The following is a 22912-nucleotide window of genomic DNA, read 5'->3' on the forward strand; positions in this document are numbered from 1 at the left end:
CGGGTGTGCTCGGGCGGTCTTCGGCCGTCGTGACGACGAACGCATCGGTGTCGTGGTCGATCCGGCGGTGACGGCCTCCCGCCAACGGCCGGCATCACCCCCGTGGAGCGTGGGACTTCACCAGCGGACGCCGCCCGGCGTGTCATCGACCGGTGAACGTTCATGGTCAACGCACTAGAAGCCGTTGAAGTCGGGTCGTCGGCCGAAGGCCGGAGTGTCGGACGCGGTGATCACCGGGTAGAGGCTGGAGTGCACCTGCCACGACGGCGCGGGCCGGGCCATCGCCAGCGTGCGGACCAGTGCCTGCAGCATGTCCTGCAGCGCCTGGTGCAGCTGCGGATCGGTGACCAGCCCCTGCTCGTCGACGGCCCGCATGTCCAGCGGGATCCGCGCGCAGGCGGCCCGCAGCACGCGGGCGCCGCCGTGCCCGAGGACCGTCTCGAGGCCGGTCCGGGCGCCCTCGTCCTGCCCCGGGCCGACCACTGACAGCCAGGCCGCGGCCTTGCCGTTCAGCACGCCCCCGTCGACCAGCCACTCGAGCAGGTTCTTGAGGCTGCCGGGCAGCGAGCCCATGTACTCCGGGGTGCTGAACAGCACCGCGTCCGCCGCGGCGACCCGGTTGCGCAGCTCGATGACCGAGGCCGGCGGTTCCGGGTCGCCCGGCACGAACGCCGGCAGGTCACGTAATCCGGTGTAGAGCGTGGCGTCGACCTCCGGCGGCGCCAGCCGGCTCGCGGTGCGCAGGGCCGCGGTGTGCAGGGATCCGTCGCGAGTGCTGCCCGAGATCAGCAGGACGCAGGTCATGGCGGAGACGATACGTCCTCGCAGCGAACGGACCGTTCACAGCGAACTGTCAGATCTTTGGCGCACACCGGGTACGTCCGTCCGCCGGAGCGCTCGGTGAAGCTTGCGCATCGTGAAGCACCGCCCGCACCACCTGCCGTTGATCCTGCTCATCCTGCTCACCACCTCGTGCACCGCCCCGCGTCCGGCGCCGCGGCCCGTGCTGCCGGCCGCCCGGATCCGCCTCGACCAGGTCGGCTGGGCGCCCGGTGAGACGAAGGTCGCGCTGCTGATGGCGCCGGCCGACGTGGCCGGTGCGAAGGCGACGGTGGTCGACGGCCACGGCGATCCGGTGCTCACGGTCACGGCCGGGCCCAGCCGGGGCGACTGGAACAAGCGCTATCGCGCGATCAACCCGCTGGATCTCACGGCCCTGCGGACTCCGGGCACTTATCGCGTACGGGTCGACGACCGTGTCACCGCCGAGTCCCCGGCGTTCCGCATCGACGCCGCCGGCCGGCTCTTCAACCCCGTGGTGGCCGACACCGTCCAGTACTTCCAGGCGCACCGCGACGGTGCCGACCAGGTCGGCGGCGCGTGGCAGCGCACCCCCGCCCACCTGGAGGACCGCGCGGCGACGGTCTACCACACGCCCGTGGACGACGACGGCACGCTGGAACCGACCGCGACGAAACTCGACGTCGAGGGCGGCTGGTTCGACGCGGGCGACTACCTCAAGTTCACGCACACCACGGCGTACGCGCTGATCGTCATGCAACTCGTGCAGCGGGACGGTCCGGCGCCGGCCGCGCTGACCGCGGAGATCCGGCACGGGATGGACTGGCTGACCCGGATGTACCGGCAGGGCGTGCTCTACACCCAGGTCGGCGTGGCCGGAAACGATCAATACCTCGGTGATCACGACACCTGGCGCCTGCCGCAGGCCGACGACGAGCTCGACGTGCAGCCCGGTGACCGGCGTTACTACCTGCGCTACCGGCCGGTGTTCCGGGCCGCCGACCCCGGCGAGCCGATCAGCCCGAACCTGGCCGGCCGGGTCGCCGCCGCGTTCGCCCTGGCCGCGCAGGTGGAAGCGGATTCCGACCCGGCCCGCGCGAAGTCGCATCTGGACAGTGCCGCGCGGCTGCTCGGTCAGGCCGACACCAGCATGAGCGGCGAGGACCTGGTCACCACGGTCCCGCGCGACTTCTACCCGGAGGAGAGCTCATCCGACGACCTCGCCCTGGGCTGGGCCGAGGTGGCCCTGGCCGGGAAGGCGCTCGGCGACCGGCGTCTCGCCGGCTGGACCGAGCAGGCGCAACGCTGGGCCGACGAGACCGGGGGCGGCGACGACGGGCTGACCGTCTACGACGTCGACGTGCTGGCCGACGCCGAGATGTACCGGCTGGCGCCGGCCACCGCGCTCGTCTACGACCTGCGGGCCCGGCTGGACAAGGCGGTCAAGGCCGCGGCCGCCGACCCGATGAACGCGGCGTCGGGCGCCGGCGGGGCCGACTACGCGGCCCGGCAGCTCGGCTGGGCGGCGACCGCGGCGCTCTACCGGCGGATGACCGGCGACGGCCGCTACGACGCCTTCGCCACCGCTCAGCGCGGCGTGGCCCTCGGCGCGAACGGGTGGGGCGTGTCGATGGTGATCGGCGCCGGCGACGAGTACCCGAAGTGCCCGCACGACCAGATCGGGAGCCTCACGCACACCTCCCTGACCGGTGCCGTGGTCAACGGGCCGAACCGGGCGGGACGGGTGGAGTCGCTGGAGGAGGAGACGCCGGACTCGCTCTGCTCCGACGGGTCGTACACCGAGTTCGACCGCGAGGACGCGCAGTACCTCGACGACATGCGGGTCTCGGCGACCAACGAGCCGTCCCTGGACTTCACCGCGACCGGGATGCTGGCGTTCGCGCTGGCCGCCACCGACTGATCTTTGGTAGCGGTACGTAGTCACCCGAAAACCCCATGACTGCCGGATCGGCCCAGCTTCCCGGCGACATGCCACAGTGGCCGGATTGGTGAACCGATCACCGACCGTAGGCGTATCCCGGAGTAGGCCGCCGGTGTTGACGACGGCCGACCGACGATCGGGAGCGTGATCCGCAATGGCGCAATCAGACCTCACCGTGGAGATCGACGGGCGGGGTGAGCCGGCCCCCATGCCCGATTACACCGCGGCGATGTGCGGCGAGACCCTGGCCGGCACGGCTTGGCTGGCCCGGCACGACGCCGAGTGCGAGGACTACTGCAGCCGGGTGGCGGTGGTCTGCCTCAACCCGCTCGACCGCGTGCTGGTCACGCGCTGAAACAGCGGAAGGGCCCCGAGAACGGGGCCCTTCCGGGTGTTGTGCGCCGCGTAGGACTTGAACCTACAACCCGCGGATTAAGAGTCCGCTGCTCTGCCAGTTGAGCTAGCAGCGCTTGCCAACGAGGAAGAACGTTAGCACACCCGCCGGCGTCCCCCTCGGGGTGGGTCAGGCCCGGGAGCGGGGCAGACAGCACTTCTTGTACTTGACGCCGGAAGCGCACCAGCAGGGCGCGTTGCGCTGCGGCGGCCACTCGACGCCGGCAACCGTCTCCCCCAGCTCCTCCGCGTAGTCGGCGTGGGTCTCCGGGTTGGCCGGGTCCAGCTGCTCGGCCGCGGCGAAGGCCAGCAGCCCCTCGAACGATCCCGGGAGCAGGGCGATGTGCACCACACCGGAGGACGACCAGCGAGCCAGGTTGCGCTCCACGTTCGTCCGGTGATCGAGCCAGTCCGGACCGTAGATGTCGCTCCGTTCGGGCCAGCGCTGCAGAATCTGCGCCAGCTCCGCCTCCGGCCAGTAGAGCAGGGCCTGGCCGGTCACCTCCGGACCGTCCGCCACCGCCTCCATCTCGTGGTAGAGGCCGTCCAGGTCGTCATGGGCCAGCTCCAGGTCCGCACGGATGCGGTGCCGCTCGGTGAGCACCGCATAGAGGATGTCGACCGCGTTGAAGCCGTCGTCGCTCTTCGCGGTCCGCTCGGCGAGCGTGTGCGCGGCGTCGGAGAGCCATTCCTGCGCCACCGTGGCCAGCCCGCAGGCTTCGAGCGCCTCACCGACGTACGAGGAAGCATGTGGATCTTGCAGAAGCTCGGGCCGGAGCGCCTCGAAGACCTTGAGCCCCTCCTCCTCGCGTCCCGATTTGACCAGAAGTTCCGCATAGCAGGCACGGGACAGCTCGTCCTCGCCCGGAACCGCGGCGGCCTTCTCGGCGTAGGCGAGCGCGGCCGGCAGGTCACCGGCCTTCTCGGTGATCTCGGCGGAGAGCAGGTACGCGTGGGCGGCGGCCTCGTCGTCGGCGACCCGGCCCTGCTCGACCGCGGCGACCAGCTCGGCGACGACCGGGGACGGGTCGGCCAGCTCGTGCGCCGGGTAGGCGATGGCGTCGATGTCGTCGATGGTGAGCAGAGTCTCAGAAGGCACGCGCCAGCCTAACGCGGCGCAGAACGGCGAAGGCCGCGACACCAGACGGTGTCACGGCCTTCGTTGTTGGTGCGCCGCGTAGGACTTGAACCTACAACCCGCGGATTAAGAGTCCGCTGCTCTGCCAGTTGAGCTAGCGGCGCCCGGCAACGAGAAAACGTTAGCACGGCCTCGGAAGATCCTCGAAATCGCCTGCTGACCCCCTCAAGGGGGACCCGGGATTTGCTTTCATGCGCAAGGATGGCTGCGCCGACAACTCCAGAACGGGGCCCGACGATGGTTGACCTGCGCCGCTGTGTGGCGATGCTGCTCGCGCTGGCCGTGACGGGGCCGCTCGCCGCCTGCAGTGACGACGAGAAACCCGCCTTCACCGGCACGGCCGAGGCCGCCGTCGCGCCCTCGGCCTCGGCCGTGCCGGAGAGCACGACCGCCGCGCTGCCGGCCACCCTGTCGCTCACCCCGGCCGCCGGCAAGAAGGACGTGCCGGTCAGCACCGAGATCGGGCTCAAGGTCAGCAACGGCAAGGTGACCGCGGTCAAGCTCACCGACGCCAAGGGCAAGGCGGTCGCCGGCACGTTCCGCGACGACAACTCGTCCTGGGTGCCGGGCAAGACGCTGGCCACCGAGCAGACCTACACCGCCGAGGTGACCGCGACCGCCGACAACGGCACCACCACCACGGCGAAGACCAGCTTCACGACGATGGGCGCCCCCGGGAAACGGACCGGCACCGGGCTCTACCTGTTCGACGGCCAGACGTACGGCGTGGCCATGCCCGTCGTCGTCGAGTTCAACCCGGGCATCAAGAAGGCCGACCGCGCCGCCGTGCAGAAGCGCATGTTCGTCGAGACCACCCCGTCGCAGCCGGGCACCTGGTCGTGGACGTCGAGCGGCACGCAGGCCTACTACCGCGCCCCGGAGTACTGGCAGACCGGCACCACGATCAAGGTCCGGATCGCCGTCGGCGGCCTGCCCACCGGCAAGGGGATCTACGGCGACCGGGACCGCTCGGCCACCTCCAAGATCGGGCGCAAGTTCGAGATGAACGTCGACAACGCCACCAAGAAGATGACCGTGGTGCAGGACGGCAAGACGATCAAGACGATGCCGGTGAGCCTCGGCAAGACGAGCACGCCGTCGTCGAGCGGCCACATGGTGGTGATGGAGAAGATGGCGTCGACCGTGTTCGACACCACCGACACCGACGGCGCGAGCGGCTACCGCACCAACATCGAGTACGCGCAGCGGCTCACCTGGAGCGGTCAGTACATCCACTCGGCGCCGTGGTCCACCGGGGCGCAGGGGCACACGAACGTGTCGCACGGATGTGTCAACGTCGCGCCGTCGAACGCGAGCTGGCTGTTCGCGAAGACGCTGATCGGTGACCCGGTCACGGTGAAGGGCACCGGCGACAAGCTGGACTACGGCAACGGCTGGACGCCGTGGGACGTGAGCTGGAAGAAGTTCGCCGAGGGCAGCGCGCTCCCGGTGCCCGCGGACCTCGGCTGAAACGGTGCTCCGCCGGCCCGTCAGGGTTCGCCACACCACACCGATAAGCCTGGTGTGGCGTTCGCGGCACGAAACCGGGATTGGTCAACTGGCATTTCAGGGGCAGTATTGGGCGCCGGGGAGAAATGACGCCGTGAGGGGACCATGGAGATGTTTCGAGTTCGGCAGGCAGGGCTGAGGCAGGCAAGGTCGAGCCAGCCGTCCGGCGGCCGACGCCCAGTGCGCGCGACGCTGGTCGCGCTGCTGGCGGGCAGTCTGCTGTTCACGGCCGCCTGCAGCGACAGCAAGTCACCGAGTTGGCAGGGCGGGGGCAACGGCAGCGGCAGCAACGGCGCCGCGGGCACCGCCGAGTCCGGTTCTCCATCGCCCGAGCCCACGCTGAGCACCGTCGCGGTGACCTCGCCGGCCGCCGCCGCCACCGGCATCGAGGCCTGGTCCGACGTGAAATACACCAGCGAGGACCCGGAGAACACCACCGTCAAGGTGACCGACGCCAAGGGCACCGAGGTCAAGGGCACCGTCGACAAGGACGCGAAGGTCTGGCACCCGGCCCAGTCGATGGCCTGGGGCACGAAGTACACGGTGACCGTCAGCACCCCGGCGGTCGACGGGAAGAACAACGAGACGACCAGCGACTTCACCGTGATGAAGCAGCCGGCGAACCTGGTGCGCGTCACCAGCTTCCTCGGCGACGGCAACGTGGTCGGCGTCGGCATGCCGCTGATCATGAAATTCGGCCGCGCGATCCCGGAGAAGTACCGGGCCGCCGTCGAGCGCAACATGGTGGTCTCGGCCACACCCGCGCAGGAGGGCACCTGGGGCTGGATCAGCCCGACCGAGGTGCACTACCGGCCGAAGGTGTACTGGAAGGCCGGCACGAAGATCGACTACAAGGTCCAGCTCAAGGGCGTGAAAATGGGTGACGGGTGGTACGGCAGGTCCGACCTCACCGTCGACCTGAAGATCGGTCGCTCGATGGTCATGACGGTCTCCAACAAGACCAAGAAGATGACCGTCACCCAGGACGGCAAGGTCATCAAGACCATCCCGGTCAGCCTGGGCAAGCCGAGCACGCCGTCCTCCAGCGGGACCATGGTGGTGATCGAGAAGAAGGAGCACACCGTCTTCGACACCACCGACGAGGACCCCTCGGGCGGTTACCGGACCGACATCGACTTCGCCCAGCGGATCACCTGGAGCGGCCAGTTCATCCACGCCGCGCCGTGGTCCGAGGGCGTGCAGGGTAAGCGCAACGTTTCGCACGGCTGCGTCAACGTCTCCGAGGCGATGGGCGCGTGGCTCTTCTCCCGCACCATGATGGGTGACGTGATCACGGTCTCCGGCACCGAGGAGAAGCTGAAGAACGGCAACGGCTGGACCGACTGGAACATGAGCTACTCCGCCTTCAAGCAGATGAGCGCTCTGTCCTGACGGTCGACATCCCCGCTCGGCGCGGGCCCGGTCCTTCACGACCGGGCCCGCGTTCTTTCTTTTCCCGTACGGCTTGTGCACGCTCCCGCCGCGGGGCGAGGGTGTAGCCGAACGAGATCACCAGGTCGACCACGAGGACGACGGTCCACGGGGCCGTCACCTGGGGCTGCACGCGGTGGTGGACGGGCTGACGGTGCACGTGCTGGCGGGGCATCTGACGGCGGACCAGATGGTGGGCGAGTTGGACGCTTTCCTGGCCGGCCTCTAGGTTGGCGGGATGCACCGCTTCGCACCTTTTGCCGCTTTTATCGTCCTCGCCGGGCTCGGCGCCTGTGACGACCGCAGCGAACCCGGCGCGCCGGCCCCCGCGCCGAGCTCGTTCCTCTCCGCGGCCCCCGTGGACGACCCACCCGGACGGCTCACGTGCAGCGCCCTCGCCACGGCGGTGCGGAACGCGTCACTGATGCAGCCGGGCGTCGTCCAGGGCATCGTGGCGGCCGGCGGCACCGCGGACGCCCCGGTCGCCGATGCCGCGGCGGCGCTCGGGGAGGCGTACGGGAAAGCTCTGGTTTCTCATGAGACGCAGAGTGAGCCGGATGCGATCGCGGCGGTCAGCGCGGCCGCGGCCGACATGTCCCAGGTGTGCGCCGACAGCGGGCTCGACTCCGCAAACTGACAGCCCGCAGGTGACGCCGGCCAATCGGCCAGGCGCTGCCGGACCGCCCGTGTCAGGCGGCCAGGCGCCGCCGGGCCGCCCGTGTCAGGCGGCCCGGCGGCGGGCGAGCCGGCGCCACCCCCGGTTCGGGTCCGGGAGCGGCAGCTCAGCTCGCGGTGAAGGCCCCCGTGACCTCCGATTTCTGATCTCCCGCCGAGCAGATCGCGCCGTAGAGGTCAGCGCCGGCATCGCGTTTCCCGGCGGCGTGCTCGTACTGCCCGGCGAAGACGTAGTCGCCGGCCGCCAGCTTGCCGCCCGGCTTGAGGGTGAACCGGTAGACCAGCGCGTCCTTCTGCTCGATCACCGTCAGCGTGATCATGTCGCTCGGGATGGTGCTCCAACTGCCGGTGCTCCTCACGCCGTCGGTACGGGCGATGCTGATCGCCAGTTCCAGCGCGGTGATCTCCTTGGCGGTGGTGACCGTCACGTCGCTCTGCGCCCAGGTGGTGGTCGAATACGCGTTGATCGCCCCTCTGGAGCTCAGGAACCCGGCCACCGGCTGGAAGCTGGGCGGCGCGCTCGCCGGGCTGGAGTGCGGCACCGCCCTGGTCCCACCACCGCCGTCGCCGGTGCGTTTCGGCCGGGCCGACGTCCGTTCCGGCAGCGGCGCGCTCCTGGTCGGCGCCGGCGCGACCGAGGTGGTGCCGGTCGTCGCGGCCGGCGCCCTCCTCGGCTCGTCACCGGTCAAGATCTTGATCCCGGTGAAGCCGGCGACCAGGGTGGCCACCACCGACGCGGCCGCGGCGACCGGGCGCAGGCCGGTGAGGCGCAGGAAAGGGCGCGACGCCTGGACGGGTTCGGGCGCGAACCGGCGACGGTTGATCCGGTCGAACATCGCGTCGCTGTCCGGCACGTGCCGCTCGGCCTCCTGGCGCAACACCGTACCCAGGTCCTCAGCCATGGTGACCTCCTCCCGTCATCAGCGGCATCTCCCGCAGGAACTCGCTCAACTGCGCGGCGCCCCGCGACGTGTGACTCTTCACGGCGCCCACCGAGATGCCGAGGATCGAGGCAACTTCCTTCTCCGGTACGTCGAACGCGTACCGCAGGATGACGCACTCCCGCCGCCGGAGCGGAAGTCGCGCCAGCGCCGCGCGTACGTCCAGGATCGCCGGGGTGTCGGTCTCAGCACGGTCCCGGCGCAGCAGGCCGAGCCGCAGCATCCCGGCGCGTTCCCGGGTCTGCCGCTTGATCCACTGACGGGCCAGGTTGGTGACGATGCCGCGGGCGTACGCGATCGGGCTGTCCGCCGCCTGCACCCGCTCCCAATGCCGCCAGACCTCGACGAACGCGTCCGATGCCAGGTCGTCGGCGGCCTGCGTCTCGCCGGTGACGAGGTACGCGAGACGCGACAGATCGGTGTGGTGTTCGTCGAAGAAGCGCCTGAAGGCGCGTTCGGCGTCGTGCTCCGGCACGCGGCTCTTCCTGACCGTCGAGGGCCCGCAGGCGGACCGGGTTAGCTGATCCTCACCGAGTAGGCGCTGGTGTCGAGCTGACCCGAGCCCGTGAAAATTTCGGTGCCGGCCTGCACGCTGGACAGATACTTGGTCTTGTCGAGCCATCCCCGCCCTGCCAGGTCATCGGTGAAATCGGTCAGGTCCAGGACGGCGGAGGTGGTGTTCGAGGTACGCACGAACGAGTACACGTTCCAGCCGATGTTGCCCCGGTAGAGGTCCCAGGTCGTGCCGCCGACGGTCACCGTCGCCTGCTTGGTGCCGACCGGACCGGCCCCACCCGACTTGTAGAGCCAGACCATGACCTCGTCGGCCGGCTGGTCCGGCCAGTCCGGGTTGCTCTTGGTGTGGAACCACAGGTCGTACGAGACGTTCATGATGTTCGACGTCTTCTGGGTGACCGTGAAGTTCCAGCTGGTCTGCACCTTCTTGCCGGCGCTCAGCTGGACCGGCAGGCCGGTGCCGGTGGTCTTCCAGCCCCAATGCCAGCCGAGGACCGCGCTGGCGTAGGCCTTGACCTTGGTGGTGTCGCCGGCCCAGGTCCAGTTCGTGCCCCAGCTGAGGTTGTCGCCGTTCAGGCCGTTCTCCCAGACGCACTGGGAGCCGGTGCCGTCGGCGCGACCCCAGACGTTGTTGTTCACCCAGTACTTGCCGCGGATGAGGGCGGCGTAGTCGGTGCAGTTCTCCGCGCCTTTGGAGACGGTGGCCGCCGGGGTCGCGGTGGTGGTCACCGGCGCGGCAGTCGTCGGCACGGCAGTCGTCGGCGCGGTGGTCGTCGGCGCGGCAGTCGTCGGCGCGGTGGTCGTCGGCACGGCGGTGCTTTTCGTCGCGCTGGGAGAGGCGGTGGCCACCGCCGTCGCGCCGCAGGTCACGCCGTTGAGGGTGAACGCACCGGGGATCGCGTTGCTCCCGCTCCACGTACCGTTGAACCCGAGCGTCAAGGTCGCGCCGGTGGCGATCACCTTGTTCCAGCCGGCGTCGGTCACGGTGACGTTCGCGCCGGCCTGGATCCACGTGCCGGACCAGCCGGAGGAAATCTTCTGTCCGGAGGGGAACGCGAACCCGAGGGTCCAGCCGTCGACCGCCGACGCGCCGGTGTTGCGGATCTTCACGTCGCCCGTGAAGCCGGAGTTCCACTGGCTGTTGACGGTGTAGGTCACGGCGCAACCGACCGTCTCGGCGGCGTCGGCATTCAGGACACCGGCAACCGCGGCGCCGACGCCGACCGTCACCACCGCGAGCGGGACGACGAAACGCTTGGCGTGCATCAGGGGGACTCCCGGGGGCAGGGATGTTCGTTGATCACCCACCCAGTGGGTCCGCGGCGGCAAAAGGTTGCGCGCTCCGGAGAAGTTTTTCGCCCGACTGCACGGACGGCGGACTGCGGACCGGCGGCCGGCGCGGACGGCGGCCGGCGCGGGCAATGGCCGGCGGCCGGCGCGGGCAATAGCCGGGCGAGCGGGCAGCCAGCGCGGGCAATGGCGGGCGGCCGGCGCGGGCAATGGCGGGCGGCCGGCGCGGGCAATGGCGGGCGGCCGGCGCGGGCAATAGCCGGGCGAGCGGGCAGCCAGCGCGGGCAGCGGGCGGCCACGAGCAGCGACAGGTGAATCCCGCCGTCGCTCCACGGACGCGAAAAAGGCCCGGTCCGAAGACCGAGCCTTTCGTTCACATGGGGTGATCGACGGGACTTGAACCCGCGACCCCCTGGACCACAACCAGGTGCTCTACCAACTGAGCTACGACCACCATGCTCACACGAGAAAACCGGTTCCCGTGGTGCCGACTAATCATAGCGGCACTCTCCGGGCGGCCGTCGAGCGGGTTACCGCCGGCGGGTCAGAGCTCGGCCGCGATCGCCTTGGCCGCCTCCACGTCCGGGCCGGGCTGCGGAACGAAAATGGTCCGCCGGTAGTACTCCAACTCGCGGATGCTCTCCCGGATGTCGGCGAGCGCGCGGTGCGACAGCCCTTTGGCCGGCTGACCGAAATACACCCTCGGATACCACCGGCGGCACAGCTCCTTGATCGACGAGACGTCGATCATGCGGTAGTGCAGGTGGGCGTCGAGTGCGGGCATGTCACGAGCCAGGAAACCCCGGTCGGTCGCGATCGAGTTGCCGCACAGCGGCGCCGTGCGCGGGTTGGGGACGTGCTCTTTCACATACGCCAGGATGATCTCCTCGGCCTCACCCATGGTGAGCACCGAACGGCGGACCTCCTCGGTCAGCCCGGATTTCGCGTGCATGTCGCGGACCACCGGCGGCATCGCGTCGAGCGCCGCGTCGTCTGCGTGAATGACCAGGTCGACGCCCTCGCCGAGGACGTTGAGTTCAGGATCGGTGACCAGCGCCGCGACCTCGATGAGCTTGTCCTTGCCCAGGTCGAGACCGGTCATCTCACAGTCGATCCACACCAGAAGATCCGCCACCCGGACAGCCTACGCCGAGAGCGACACGGCTGTTCGACGCGAGTGTCACCACAGCGAACCTTCATATTGTTTGTCCGCTTTAGTGGGCTGACTTCCCCGTTGGTCGGTTAAGCGGGTAAAGTGCATTTAACGGACGAAGCTCCCTTCGGTTACTCCGTTCCCCCCGGTAAAGGGCCCTCCGTGTCGGCAGCGCGGAGGGTCCTTTCGGGTTCCACCCTGCTAACGACCCGCAAGCAAGACAATCACGCGCCCCTGACCGCTCATGGTCACGCCGACCCTCCACAGCCTTCGGCGGTTTCCCCCGCCGTACGCCGTGAAGCCCCACCACCTCGAGAAAGCCCACGAGGGCCGCCCATCCGGACGGCCCTCGTGATCGCGATCAGTCCCGCGCGGGAGTCAGCTCTCGTCCGGAGTGTCCTTCGGACGGCGCGTCGCCGTCCGGCGGCGCTTGGGTTCCGGGGCGCCGGCCAGGAGCTCGGCCGCCTCACCGAGATAACTCCGGGACCGTGCCTTGCCCGCCCCACCCTTGACCGTCCCTGCCCCGGTCTGCTCAGCCGACTCGGTCGCGGCAGCGCCCGGAGTGACCTGGTCAGCCGACTCGGTCGCGGCAGCGCCCGGAGTGACCTGGTCAGCGGACTCGGTCGCAGTCCCGGCCGGGGTGACCTGGTCAGCAGGCCCGGCCACGGCGCCGGCCGCCTTCGCTCCGGCAGCGGATCCGGTCTTGGCCGTGGTGGCCTTGGGCGTCGTCTTCTCGGCGGCGGTGCGGGCGGTCCGCGGGCGAGGCTTCCGCACCGGGGCAGCCGGCTGGGTCGCCGAATCCACGGCCGTTCCGGCGGCCGGCGCCTCCGAGACTGCGCTGGGGGGCTGCAGGGCGGACCCGTCCGCGGCAGTTCCGGACGGCTGGACGGCCGCGGCGTCATCGGCCGGCCGGGTGGCGGCTCGGGCAGCGACGGTTTCAGCGGCCTTTATCCACGCGGCGGGCGCCTTGCGGGTGGTCGGCGAGCCGGGCTGGCGGCCCACGGTGGTTCCGACGAGGCGGTCCTGGGCCCGGGTCAGGGGACGGTTCGGCTCGGTGACCCGCTTCGCGGCCGGCTTGGCGATGGCCTTGCCGTCCGCTTCCTCGCCCCCCGCTTCCTTGGCCTCGGCTTCCTTGCCCTCCGGTTCGCTGATCTCAGGTTTCCCGATCTCGGCTTCCTTGACCCCCGGCTGCTTGACGTCGACGGATGCCTCGGCCACCGGCGCGGACTCGACGGCGTGGATCGAGGGGCGTTCCTCGACCGTTTCGATCGTCCGGGTTTGGGGCTGCTTCGGTGTCAGCGCGGGAGCGGGTGCCGGAGAGTCCCCGGCTTTCTCGTCCTCCGGCTCGGACGGGACCGCGGCAGCCTCCGTCTCGTGGATCGACGCACGCCGCGGCTCGACGATCTCGGGTGTGACCTCGCCGACCGGCGCGCTCTGCGGCTCGGCAATCTCGGATGCGACCTCGCCGACCGGCGCGCTCTGCGGCTCGGCAATCTCGGATGCGACCTCGCCGACCGGCGCGCTCTGCGGCTCGGCGAACTCAGCTTCGACCCCGCCGCTCGTTTCGGCCGGGTCCGCCTGGACCTCCGGCCGCGTGATGCTGTCTGTGCCCGCGGAGACCTGGGCCGGGACGGCTTTCGGGCCGATCTCGACATCCGCGACCGAGGCCGCCGAGTCGGGCTGAGCCGGAACGATCGAAGTCGGCTCTGACTGAGCCGGAACAACCGGAGCCGAGTCGGACGGAACCGGAACGGACTGAGCCGGCTCGGGCTGGGGCGGGATGGTCAGGCTCGCCTCGGCGTCGGCCAGGGCGGTGGCGGTGTTGCCCTGCTCGGCCGCGGCCCGGCTGGTCACGGAAGCCGCGGCGACCCGGGCGGCGCCCTGCGCGGCGGAGGTCGTCGGCTGGTCCGGGCCGGTGTTCTCGGCAGGCGCCGGGTGATCGGACTTCGATGACGGGCGACTGCCGCCCATCCGGGTCAGGCCGGTGGCCGACCAGTCCGTGGCGTTCGGCCCGGTGAGCAGAGCGACCCGGCGCGGAACCGGGGCCGGCCACACGTTGCGGCGGCGGGTGACGCCTTGCTTCTTCGGGTTCTGCTCCGTGGCAGGCTTCCCGGCGTCACCGGCCTGATCCGAACCGGTCTTGTCTTGCGGCTCCGCGGTCCCGGCAGCGGCGTGGTCGCGCACCTCCGCGGTGCTGCTCCCGGCTGCGGAACGGTCTCGCGCCGCGTCTGTGCTGCTCCCACCAGCGGCACGGTCGCGCGCCGCGTCTGTGCTGCTCCCACCAGCGGCACGGTCGCGCGCCGCGTCTGCGCTGCTCCCGGTGATCTCGGCGGCGGCGTTGTCGCGCGGCTCGGCGAGTTTGGGCGAGCGGACCAACTGGTCGGCCGGGGTGAGCTTGGCGGCTCGGGTGCGGGCGGCTTCGGCGAGCGCGGCCGCTGCTTGGGCTTCGGTCTGGCGGGCACGTTCGGGAGCGGTCTGCGCGACCCACGCGCCGACCGCGGTGGCGTGGAACTCCGGCAGGTCGGCGGGTGCCGCGAGACGACGACGACCCGGGCGGGCGGCCGACTGGGGAGCGGGCTCGGCCAGGGCCGCCGGGCTCTCCCCCAGCAGGCTCAACGGCGTTCCCGGGGCCGGCGTCTGTGCTCCGGGCGCGGCGACGCCGGCAACCGTCCCGGACTCCACGGCCGAAGCCGGAGCGACGGCCGGAGTGAGACCAGCAGCCGGCCCGAGACCAGCGGCGGAGGCCGGCTCGGCGGCGGAGGCCGGCTCGGCGGCGGAAACCGGGTCCACCGCGGGGACCAGGTCGGCGGCGGAAACCGGGTCCACCGCGGGGACCAGGTCGACGGCGGGAACCGGGTCAACCGCGGGAACCGGGTCCACCGCGGGGACCGGGTCGGCGGTCGGCCAAGGGGACGGGATCGGGAGGTCTCCGGGGACCACCGGGGTCAACGTGTTCGGGCGGATGCCCTTCGCGGGCGCGGTCATGGTCGTACCGGGAAGGGAAGCGGACGGCCCGGCGCCGGTCGGCGCACCGGAAGCAGCAGCGTCCCCTGATCCTTCGGGGCTGGTCGGCGGCCAGGCGAACTGGGGCAGTGCCGGCGGCCGCACCGGCTGCTGCGAATCGGCCAGCGTCCGCGGCCGGTGAGCCCCGCCCGCCCCGAAGCCACGCTTGCGCCCCTGACCGAAGGCGAACAGCGCCCCCGGCCCGAACGCAGCCAGCACCCCCTGCCCGAGCCCGCCCGGCGTACCCTGCCCGGGCCCGCCCGGCCCACCGTGCCTGAACGTGGCCGCGTCTGATCCGAACCCGGTCGCCCCGTCGGGGCCGAAGCCGGGCGTTCCCGGGCTGAAGCCGCCCGGCGCTTCGAGGGCGCGGCGCGGCAGCGGTGCCCCGATGGCGAGCATGAGGTCCGGCACCTGGCTGGGCTCGACGACGTAGACGATTTCGCGGCGGCGCGACGGCAGGGTCAGGACGATCACGCCGCCCATCAGCAGGAGCACGCCGGCCGTGAGGAGTCCCCAGGCGGCCGGGTCGAGCCAGCCGGGGCGGGCTTCGACGGTGCCGTCGAGGCGGATGCCGCGCTCCCCGGTGCCGTTCATGATCACCAGGCTGTAGTCGCCGGTGAGGTCGCCCGGGGTCCAGCGCAGGGCGCCGCCGCCGGTGCGGGTCCAGAAGTCCTGGCGGCCGGGGGCGGACGGCAGGGTGCGGCTGCCGTCGACGACGGTCGTGGTGATCGGCAGCGGGCCGGTGCCGACCTGGACGCCGGTGACCTCGGTGCGCGGCACGTCGCGCAGGTATCCGGCGACATCGGCGGAGGGAGCCAGCCCGATGAAGGCCGGGCCGGTGCCGGTCAGTGCGGTGATCCGCAGTTCGGTGCCGCCGGACCGGGCGAACGAGGCGTCGTCACGGAGGAGACGGTCGACGTCGGGGACGACGATCGCGTACCCGGCCGTGCCGAGTTTCTGCAGCTCGGCGCTGTACGCGCCGCCGGCGTCGCGGTGCCGCAGGGCAGCCCACAGGCAGCCCCCGGCCAGCAGCGCCGGCAGTCCGATCGTCAGAAGCAGTATGCCGAGGACCGGCCGGATCAGCCGCATCGTCCATTCCCCCTTCTCGGGCCCCACTGCGCGCACCATACCGAGGCAAATAACCCCAAACTGGGCAAACGAGCAGCCCGCCCTCGATAGATACGGCAAGGGCCCATTTCCGTACGGAAATGAGCCCTTGACCGGAAAAGGGGACCTAGCGAACCTTGGCCGTCATCGTGAACGTGCTCTGGTCGATGTCGGACGTGCGCGCGGTGAACTTGAACGTCCAGTCCCCCGCCTGCGGCAGCGCGATGTCCCCGATCGCGTGGAAGTCGGTGATCCGCAGCAGCGGGATCTCGATCGGCTCGATGCCCTTGTCCGGCAGCGACGCCGTCGCCTTCCACTCGACCACCGGCTGCGGTTTGTTGTCCGGCGTGTACGCGTACAGGTGCATGGAGTTGTTCCCGACGGTCGCCGGGTAGATGTCCACCTGCAGCGACATCGTCTTGTCGGTGAGCGTCTGGGTGACCGTGGTGTCGGTGGTGGTCGTCTCGGCGGCGTCCGCGGTGCGCGGCGGCGAGATCTGGACGAGCGCCGCGGTCACACCCAGCACCACCGCGGTGATCGCCAGCTCGGCCAGCACGACCCGGCGCAGCCCGCGCGGCGATTCCTCGGCCGAGCGGGCCTTGACCAGTTTGCGGGAGAACGCGGCCACCCCGATGACGATCGCCGCGAGCGCGACCTTGACCAGGATCAGCCGCCCGTAGGTGCTGTTGACCAGGCCGTTCAGCGTGGAGACCTCGATCAGCGCCTGCACCACGCCGGCGAAGATCAGCGCGCCGACCGCGGTGAACGCCCAGCGCGACCAGATCGGCAGGATCGCGCCCAGTTCCCGCGCGCTCGCCCGGGGCAGCAGGAACGCGAAGAGCATGACCAGCCCGCCCAGCCAGACCGACATGGCCGCCAGGTGCAGCGCGTCCAGGACCACGGAGACACCGGCCACCGGCGACGCGGTCGGGTGCCCGGTCAGCGGCCAGGTGGCCAGCGCGGCCACGCCGAGGACGCCGAGCAGGGCCAGGTCCAGCTTCGACTCGCTGCCGGAGCCGACCAGCAGCGGCCGCAGCAGGAAGGCCGCGGCGATCACGACGGCCAGCCGGACCAGCATCACCGCGCCGAACGTGCTGCCCAGCACGTCGCGCAGGTCACCGACCCGGACGTCGAAGAGCCCGGTGCCCAGCGTGTACGGCGCCTGCAGCCAGATCGCGAGCACGGTGCTGCCGGCGACCAGGCCGATGCCGGTCCAGATCAGCCGGCCGGGGCCACGGCGGGACAGCCGTTGCGGCCAGAGCAGCGCCAGCACCAGGACCGGGCCGACGAGCAGGACCAGACCCGCGTATCCCAGATATTTCCCGACCGGGATGAGCCCCCGGACCAGCGGGTCGACCTTGACGTCGGCCGACTCGTCGGCCGTGGGCGGCGTGGACGCGGCGCCGACCGAATAGGTGATCGTGCCGCCGACCGGGTGCGTGTCCGCGGAGACCACCCGATAGGTGACCAGATACGTCCCCCGGCCGCCGCCGGACCGCAGCGGGATCGTCACCGTGTTGCCGTCGACCGTCGGATCGCCCTGGTCGGCGCGCGACCCGTCGGGCGCGATCACCCGGATCTTGCCGGAGAGCAGCTGCACCGACTCGCTGAAGGTCAGCGTCACCTTGTTGGGGGCGTCCGGCACGATGTTGCCGTTGTTCGGGTCGCTGCTGACCAGCGCGGCGTGCGCGAAGGCCGGTCCGGCCGAGAAGAGCATGCCGAGCATGCCGATCAGCAGGCCGAGGAGCACTGTCGCGCCTCGGCGTCGGTCAACGGTCATGACGGCCATGTTCTCCGATCACCGTCGGTTCGGCCACGTGCGGGGAGTCGCGCGCAGCCTACGCATGGTTCCAGATCCAGCCGGGACGCGTACCATGCCCACTCGTGACGGCTGGTGAGCAGGAGACGGACGAGACCACCGCGCTGGCGCTGGCCGCCCGCGACGGCGACCCGGTCGCGCAGGCCAGGTTCGTGCGCGCCACCCAGGCCGAGGTCTGGCGTTTCACCGCCGCGCTGGTCGACCCGGGCGCCGCGGACGATCTCACCCAGGAGACGTACCTCCGCGCGTTCCGGGCCCTCGACACGTTCCAGGGGCGGTCGACCGTGCGGACGTGGCTGCTCGGCATCGCGCGGCGCACCTGTGCGGATCATCTGCGCGCGGTGGTCCGGCGGCGCCGGCTCGACGTCCGGCTCGCCGCGCAGGCCGCCACCGAGGGTCCGGCACCCGACCCCGCACACCGGTTGAGCAGTGCGGATCTGCTGGGCCGGCTCAGCGACGAACGGCGGACCGCGTTCGTGCTGACCCAGGTGCTCGGATTGTCGTACGCGGAAGCCGCCGAAGTGGAAGGTGTGCCGGTGGGCACGATTCGCTCCCGGGTGGCCCGGGCCCGCGACGAGCTGATCACCGCGGTGTCGAAGGCCCAGGCGAGTTAGGTCTTTCTTCCCTGTACGTGACCTCTGCCACGGAAGACACAATGATCGGGAACTGAGACCCGATTCTGTCCGTCTAACGGGGCGTGAGCATGGAAACCACCACGCGGCCGGCCGCCGTCTGGCCGTGGATCTCCACGCTGGCCCGGCTCGGGCTGGCCGCCGTCTGGCTGATCGCGGGCGCGACCAAGGTCGGTGACCTGGCCGAGTCGGCACGGGCGGTGAACGCGTACCAGTTGATGTCGTACGACGTGGCCAAGGTCGTCGGTGGCGTCCAGCCGTTCCTGGAGATCGCGCTCGGGCTCCTGCTGCTGATCGGCCTCTCCACCCGGCTGACCGCCGCGATCTCGGCCGTGCTCCTGGTGATCTTCATCGCCGGGATCATCTCGGCCTGGTCCCGGGGGCTGCGGATCGACTGCGGGTGCTTCAGTTCCGGTGGCGAGCTGGGCGCCGGGCGGAACACCGAGTACGGCTTGGACATCCTGCGTGACCTCGGCTTCCTGGTCCTCTCCGGGATCCTGCTGTGGCGGCCGAGGTCCCGTTTCTCGATCGATGGCGCGCTGATGGGGGAGTCGTCTTGAGCAAGGGCAGTCGCGACCGGGCGGAGAAGGCGCGCCGGATCGTCGAGCAGCAGAAAGCCGCGGACAAACGCCGCAAGGTCACCCTGTGGACGTCGGTGGCGGTGGTCGCGGTGCTGGTCATCGCCGGCCTCGTCGGTTACACGACGCTCGACAAGCAGGACACGGCGAGCACCGGCGCGCTGGTCACCCCGGCCTCCGCGGTCGACGACGGCACCGCGTTCGCGGTCGGGACCGGGCCGGTCACCGTCGACGTGTACGAGGATTTCATGTGCCCGATCTGCAACAACTTCGAGAAGCAGAGCGGCGCCACCCTCAAGCAGCTGATCACCGACAACAAGATCACGCTGCGGTACCACCCGGTGTCGATCCTGGACCGGGCCTCGAACGGCACGGAGTACTCGACCCGTTCCGCCGGGGCCGTCGCGGCCGCCGCCGACGAGGGCAAGTTCACCGAGCTGCACGACGTGCTCTACGCCAATCAGCCCGAGGAGAACAGCGACGGTCTCGCCAACTCCAAGATCATCGAGTTGGCGAAGTCGGTAGGGTTGACGAGTGACAAGTTCGCGAACGCGGTCAACGCTGGTACGTACAAGGCATGGGCGACGAAGGTGACCGAGACTTTCTCCTCGCGCGGCTACAACGGCACCCCGACGATCGTGGTCAACGGCACCAAGCTGACCGGGCCGGACGACTCCGTCCCGACCGTCGACCTGCTCACCCAGACGATCGCCAAGGCGGCCGGGTGAGGCGGTTCCTGCTGACGCTCGTCGTGGCCGGTGCGGTCGTCGCACCGGCCACGCCCGCGTTCGCGCACGGTGGGGAGGGGGCGAACGTCACCTCGTACCGGACCACGATCAGCGGCATCAGCAGCCCGATGGACGGCCTCACCATCCGCACCGTCGAGGGTGGCGCACGGCTCGAACTGGTCAACGACACCGGGCGGTCGATCGAGGTGCTCGGCTACTCCGGTGAGCCCTACCTGGAGTTACGGCCCGACGGGATCTACCAGAACGTCTCCTCCCCCGCGACCTACGTCAACCAGACCCTGGCCGGCGACACGCCCGTGCCCACGACAGCCGACGTGACCATGCCGCCGACCTGGCAGAAAGTGTCCTCCGGGCACACCATCCGCTGGCACGACCAGCGGACCCACTGGCTCGGAACGGCCCGCCCGCCCCAGGCGGTGGCCGATCCCGATCACGCGCACCGGCTGCGGGACTGGGCGGTGCCGCTGCGCGATCAGGTCCGGGTGTTCGAGATCCGCGGAACGCTGGACTACGAGCCACCGCCGGTGACCTGGGCCTGGTGGGCCGGCGCGGCCCTGCTCGGCCTGCTCTTCACGGCCCTGGTCCGCTTCCGGTCACGGTGGGTGGTGCCGCTCGCGGTCGTCGCCGGTCTGTCCGTCATCGCGTACGCCGTGATGCGCGGCCTGGACGGCGCCGGCTGGTCCGGGGTGCTGCTGGTGACGGGCGCGCTCGCCCTCGCGACCGCCTGGAGGCATCCGCCGTTCTTCCTGGCCCTGTCCGGCTTCGTGCTGGCCGCCTTCGCCGGTTTCGGCAGCTCCGACGCGTTCCTGGCCGCCGTGGTCCCGGCCACCGGCCCGGGCTGGCTGGCCCGCGCCTGCGTCGTGGGGACGATCGCTTGCGGGGGCGCGCTGGCGCTCACCGGCCTGCTGCGCATGCGAGACGCCGTCCCGGAGCCGGCGCCTATCGCGAGTTGAGGTAACCCAGCACGACCGCCGTCCACCAGGCCCCCTGGGAGATCGCCGCCGCGAGCGCCGCACGGACCAGCAGGCCCACCGGCGGCTCGGCACAGCGACTCAAACGGGACAGGAGGAGGCCGGCGTAGATTCCGTTGAGGCCTACGACCAGTACGGCTATGGCTTTCGGGGCGGCCGGGGCGCCCAGGAAGAGGCCGGAGGCCAGCAGCCCGGTGAAGCCGGCCCAAATCGGGACGTGCGCGCCCTCGGCCGTGCGCAGGACGTCCGAGAGGGTGGCGCGGCGGGCCAGCCAGCGCATGCCGAACCAGTCGACCAGCAGGACCGCGCCGAGACCGACGACCAGCGAGGTCAGGTGCACGAAGAGCGCCACGTCGTGGACCACACCCACGACCGGCTCGTGCGGGGCGGCGACCAGCACCGCCGACCAGCATCCGACGACGACGACGGCGCGCCACGCGGGCGAGGCGGGGCGCCGATGCCGGCCAGTCACGACAACCACACCTGGGAGACGGCCGGGCGGCCGCCCGACAACAGAAAACCGCGACCACGGTCGTAGTCCGGCCGGACCGGATGTAGACCGGGGGTGGGTCCGCCCGCGGGCGAACGTTCCTAGCGTCGATCCCATGATTGAAGTCGACGGATTGGTGAAGCGATTCGGGACGACGACCGCGGTGGACGGGTTGTCGTTCGTGGTGCGGGCCGGGCGGGTGACCGGGTTTCTCGGGCCGAACGGGGCCGGCAAGTCGACCACGATGCGAATGATCCTGGGCCTGGACCGGCCCAGCGCGGGACGGGCGATCGTGGCCGGGAAGGCGTACCGGGAGCATCGTGCTCCGCTGACGGTGGCCGGAGCGCTGCTGGAGGGCAAGGCCGTGCATCGGGGGCGCACGGCCCGGGAACATCTGCTCGGGCTGGCCCGGACGCACGGTATCCCGCGGGCCCGGGTCGACACGGTGCTCGACGAGGCCGGGCTGGGCGGGATCACCGGACGGGCCGGAACGTTCTCGCTGGGCATGGGACAGCGGCTGGGGATCGCGGCGGCGCTGCTCGGGGACCCGGCCGTGGTGATCCTGGACGAGCCGGTGAACGGGCTGGACCCGGATGGGGTGCTGTGGATCCGGACGCTGCTCGGACGGCTGGCCTCGGAGGGCCGTACCGTCCTGATCTCCAGCCATCTGATGAGCGAGATGGCGGTGACCGCCGACCACCTCCTGGTGATCGGAAACGGGCGCCTGCTCGCCGACACCGGCATCGACACCTTGCTGACGCGGGCGACGAGCCTGGTCCGATCGCCGGACGCGGCGAAGCTGCGCGAGGTGCTCGCCACGCGGGGCGCGACGGTGAGCGCGCGGGAGGACGGCCTGCTGGAGGTGGCCGGGCTGGACGTCGAGGGGATCGGCTCGGCCGCGGCCGAGCACCGGCTGACGATCTACGAGCTCACTCCGGTCCGGGCGTCGCTGGAGCAGGCGTACATGGAGCTGGTGCGGTCATGATCGGGGTGACGTTCCCGCGGGTCCTGACCGCCGAATGGGGCAAGCTGCGCGCCCTGCGCTCCACCTGGGCGCTGTTCGGCACGATCGCGATCCTGACCGTCGCGCTGGCCGGGGTGATCGGCTGGAACGCGAACCGGCTTCCCGGCGCGTCCAACACTCCCGCCGAGATCATCAGCCGGGCGTTTCTCGGGATCGACGTGTTCTCCCTGTTCCTGGGCGCGTTCGGGATCATGGCGATAACCGGCGAGTACAGCTCGGGGCTGATCCGGTCGACGTTCGCGGCGGTCCCCAGGCGGCTGCCGGTGCTCGCCGCGAAAGCGGTCGCGCTCGCCGTTCTGGCGGTGCCGGTGATGCTCGTGGTGTGCGCCGTCTCGCTGGCGGTCAGCCAGTCGTTCGCGCCCGCCGCGGCGCGGCTCGGACCGGGCGACCCGGGAGTGATCCGGGCGATCGCCGGCGCGGCCGTCGCCCCGGTGGCCCTCGCGCTGATCGGGCTCGGTCTCGGCGCGTTGCTGCGGCACACGGCCACCGCGCTCACCGTCTACGTCCTGCTCATCCTGGTGGCGCCGACTGTGCTCAGCCAGACGCTGCCCGAGTCGGTCGCGAACAAGGTGCTGAAGTACATCCCGGTCGCGGCGGCGCAGGCGCTCTACGCGGTCCGCGACGGCGGGAACCCGTTCACGATGCTGAACCCGGGCCCGGCCGCGGTGGTCACGGCCGGTTGGGTGCTCCTGGCGCTGGCGACCGGTGGGATCGTGCTCTGGAGACGAGACCCGTAGATGGTCCACACTG

Annotated in this window: 21 protein-coding genes and 3 tRNA genes; 12 read left to right on the forward strand and 12 right to left on the reverse strand. The window is 71.0% G+C overall.

What is annotated here, in order from left to right; genetic code table 11:
* Positions 1-174 precede the first annotated feature (174 nt).
* Positions 175-804 carry an NADPH-dependent FMN reductase gene (locus ACH442_RS11325; protein WP_396337839.1) on the reverse strand — a complete coding sequence of 210 codons (630 nt, stop codon included), beginning with the start codon at positions 802-804 and terminating at the stop codon, positions 175-177.
* Positions 805-916: 112 nt separating this feature from the next.
* Between ACH442_RS11325 and ACH442_RS11330 the strand changes: the two genes are divergently transcribed.
* Positions 917-2722: a glycoside hydrolase family 9 protein gene (locus tag ACH442_RS11330; protein WP_396337840.1), complete on the forward strand. Its 1806-nt coding sequence runs from the start codon at positions 917-919 to the stop codon at positions 2720-2722.
* A gap of 175 nt (positions 2723-2897) precedes the next feature.
* Positions 2898-3098: a hypothetical protein gene (locus ACH442_RS11335; protein ID WP_396337841.1), complete on the forward strand. Its 201-nt coding sequence runs from the start codon at positions 2898-2900 to the stop codon at positions 3096-3098.
* A 42-nt stretch (positions 3099-3140) separates the two neighbouring features.
* Here ACH442_RS11335 and ACH442_RS11340 read toward each other — a convergent pair.
* The 3 genes from ACH442_RS11340 to ACH442_RS11350 form a co-directional block, all read right to left on the reverse strand.
* Positions 3141-3213 (reverse strand) — tRNA-Lys (locus ACH442_RS11340).
* Between the two features lie 53 nt (positions 3214-3266).
* Entirely contained in the window at positions 3267-4235 is a 969-nt protein-coding gene (locus ACH442_RS11345; protein WP_396337842.1) for an SEC-C domain-containing protein, read from the reverse strand.
* 67 nt (positions 4236-4302) lie between these two features.
* A tRNA-Lys gene (locus ACH442_RS11350) sits at positions 4303-4378 on the reverse strand.
* A gap of 133 nt (positions 4379-4511) precedes the next feature.
* Between ACH442_RS11350 and ACH442_RS11355 the strand changes: the two genes are divergently transcribed.
* From ACH442_RS11355 to ACH442_RS11370, 4 genes are all read left to right on the forward strand, one after another.
* On the forward strand, positions 4512-5744 hold the full coding sequence (locus ACH442_RS11355) for an Ig-like domain-containing protein (RefSeq protein ID WP_396337843.1): 1233 nt from the start codon (positions 4512-4514) through the stop codon (positions 5742-5744).
* A 174-nt stretch (positions 5745-5918) separates the two neighbouring features.
* On the forward strand, positions 5919-7175 hold the full coding sequence (locus ACH442_RS11360) for an Ig-like domain-containing protein (RefSeq protein WP_396338130.1): 1257 nt from the start codon (positions 5919-5921) through the stop codon (positions 7173-7175).
* A 73-nt stretch (positions 7176-7248) separates the two neighbouring features.
* Entirely contained in the window at positions 7249-7443 is a 195-nt protein-coding gene (locus tag ACH442_RS11365; RefSeq protein WP_396337844.1) for a hypothetical protein, read from the forward strand.
* A 9-nt stretch (positions 7444-7452) separates the two neighbouring features.
* On the forward strand, positions 7453-7851 hold the full coding sequence (locus tag ACH442_RS11370) for a hypothetical protein (protein WP_396337845.1): 399 nt from the start codon (positions 7453-7455) through the stop codon (positions 7849-7851).
* 145 nt (positions 7852-7996) lie between these two features.
* On the opposite strand, the gene ACH442_RS11375 is transcribed toward ACH442_RS11370, so the two are convergent.
* From ACH442_RS11375 to ACH442_RS11405, 7 genes are all read right to left on the reverse strand, one after another.
* Positions 7997-8791, reverse strand: coding sequence for a hypothetical protein (locus tag ACH442_RS11375; RefSeq protein ID WP_396337846.1), 795 nt, complete (start codon positions 8789-8791; stop codon positions 7997-7999).
* Positions 8784-9305, reverse strand: coding sequence for a SigE family RNA polymerase sigma factor (locus tag ACH442_RS11380; RefSeq protein WP_396337847.1), 522 nt, complete (start codon positions 9303-9305; stop codon positions 8784-8786). Before ACH442_RS11380 ends, ACH442_RS11375 begins: the two co-directional genes overlap by 8 nt.
* A gap of 41 nt (positions 9306-9346) precedes the next feature.
* Positions 9347-10612 (reverse strand): cellulose binding domain-containing protein, encoded by a 1266-nt coding sequence (locus ACH442_RS11385; protein WP_396337848.1) that lies wholly within the window; start codon positions 10610-10612, stop codon positions 9347-9349.
* A 402-nt stretch (positions 10613-11014) separates the two neighbouring features.
* Positions 11015-11090 (reverse strand) — tRNA-His (locus tag ACH442_RS11390).
* 90 nt (positions 11091-11180) lie between these two features.
* The gene (gene orn / locus ACH442_RS11395; RefSeq protein WP_396337849.1) at positions 11181-11771 is read right to left on the reverse strand and encodes an oligoribonuclease; all 591 of its coding nucleotides are present in this window, start codon (positions 11769-11771) and stop codon (positions 11181-11183) included.
* A 396-nt stretch (positions 11772-12167) separates the two neighbouring features.
* Entirely contained in the window at positions 12168-15908 is a 3741-nt protein-coding gene (locus tag ACH442_RS11400; RefSeq protein WP_396337850.1) for a hypothetical protein, read from the reverse strand.
* A 118-nt stretch (positions 15909-16026) separates the two neighbouring features.
* Positions 16027-17688: a copper resistance CopC/CopD family protein gene (locus ACH442_RS11405; RefSeq protein WP_396337851.1), complete on the reverse strand. Its 1662-nt coding sequence runs from the start codon at positions 17686-17688 to the stop codon at positions 16027-16029.
* A gap of 95 nt (positions 17689-17783) precedes the next feature.
* On the opposite strand from ACH442_RS11405, the gene ACH442_RS11410 reads away from it, so the two are divergent.
* From ACH442_RS11410 to ACH442_RS11425, 4 genes are all read left to right on the forward strand, one after another.
* Positions 17784-18332, forward strand: a complete 549-nt coding sequence (locus tag ACH442_RS11410) for a sigma-70 family RNA polymerase sigma factor (RefSeq protein WP_396337852.1) — start codon at positions 17784-17786, stop codon at positions 18330-18332.
* Positions 18333-18421: 89 nt separating this feature from the next.
* Positions 18422-18910: a MauE/DoxX family redox-associated membrane protein gene (locus tag ACH442_RS11415; RefSeq protein ID WP_396337853.1), complete on the forward strand. Its 489-nt coding sequence runs from the start codon at positions 18422-18424 to the stop codon at positions 18908-18910.
* On the forward strand, positions 18907-19656 hold the full coding sequence (locus ACH442_RS11420) for a DsbA family protein (protein ID WP_396337854.1): 750 nt from the start codon (positions 18907-18909) through the stop codon (positions 19654-19656). Before ACH442_RS11415 ends, ACH442_RS11420 begins: the two co-directional genes overlap by 4 nt.
* Complete coding sequence (locus ACH442_RS11425; RefSeq protein WP_396337855.1) at positions 19653-20630, forward strand: hypothetical protein; 978 nt, start codon at positions 19653-19655, stop codon at positions 20628-20630. Before ACH442_RS11420 ends, ACH442_RS11425 begins: the two co-directional genes overlap by 4 nt.
* On the opposite strand, the gene ACH442_RS11430 is transcribed toward ACH442_RS11425, so the two are convergent.
* On the reverse strand, positions 20617-21120 hold the full coding sequence (locus ACH442_RS11430; protein WP_396337856.1) for a hypothetical protein: 504 nt from the start codon (positions 21118-21120) through the stop codon (positions 20617-20619). The genes ACH442_RS11425 and ACH442_RS11430 overlap by 14 nt on opposite strands.
* Before the next feature lie 133 nt (positions 21121-21253).
* Between ACH442_RS11430 and ACH442_RS11435 the strand changes: the two genes are divergently transcribed.
* A complete protein-coding gene (locus tag ACH442_RS11435; protein WP_396337857.1) occupies positions 21254-22123 on the forward strand; it encodes an ATP-binding cassette domain-containing protein in 870 nt (289 codons plus the stop codon).
* Positions 22120-22899, forward strand: a complete 780-nt coding sequence (locus ACH442_RS11440) for a hypothetical protein (RefSeq protein ID WP_396337858.1) — start codon at positions 22120-22122, stop codon at positions 22897-22899. Before ACH442_RS11435 ends, ACH442_RS11440 begins: the two co-directional genes overlap by 4 nt.
* Positions 22900-22912: the final 13 nt, after the last annotated feature.

This window comes from Actinoplanes sp. NPDC020271 (genome assembly GCF_044388125.1).
Classification (GTDB): Bacteria; Actinomycetota; Actinomycetes; order Mycobacteriales; family Micromonosporaceae; genus Actinoplanes.

Coding starts and splice junctions, on each gene's coding strand:
- ACH442_RS11325 (WP_396337839.1), bottom strand. CDS start 804: ATGACCTGCGTCCTGCTGATCTCGGGCAGCACTCGCGACGGATCCCTG.
- ACH442_RS11335 (WP_396337841.1), top strand. CDS start 2,898: ATGGCGCAATCAGACCTCACCGTGGAGATCGACGGGCGGGGTGAGCCG.
- ACH442_RS11355 (WP_396337843.1), top strand. CDS start 4,512: ATGGTTGACCTGCGCCGCTGTGTGGCGATGCTGCTCGCGCTGGCCGTG.
- ACH442_RS11370 (WP_396337845.1), top strand. CDS start 7,453: ATGCACCGCTTCGCACCTTTTGCCGCTTTTATCGTCCTCGCCGGGCTC.
- ACH442_RS11375 (WP_396337846.1), bottom strand. CDS start 8,791: ATGGCTGAGGACCTGGGTACGGTGTTGCGCCAGGAGGCCGAGCGGCAC.
- ACH442_RS11385 (WP_396337848.1), bottom strand. CDS start 10,612: ATGCACGCCAAGCGTTTCGTCGTCCCGCTCGCGGTGGTGACGGTCGGC.
- ACH442_RS11405 (WP_396337851.1), bottom strand. CDS start 17,688: ATGGCCGTCATGACCGTTGACCGACGCCGAGGCGCGACAGTGCTCCTC.
- ACH442_RS11415 (WP_396337853.1), top strand. CDS start 18,422: ATGGAAACCACCACGCGGCCGGCCGCCGTCTGGCCGTGGATCTCCACG.
- ACH442_RS11435 (WP_396337857.1), top strand. CDS start 21,254: ATGATTGAAGTCGACGGATTGGTGAAGCGATTCGGGACGACGACCGCG.
- ACH442_RS11440 (WP_396337858.1), top strand. CDS start 22,120: ATGATCGGGGTGACGTTCCCGCGGGTCCTGACCGCCGAATGGGGCAAG.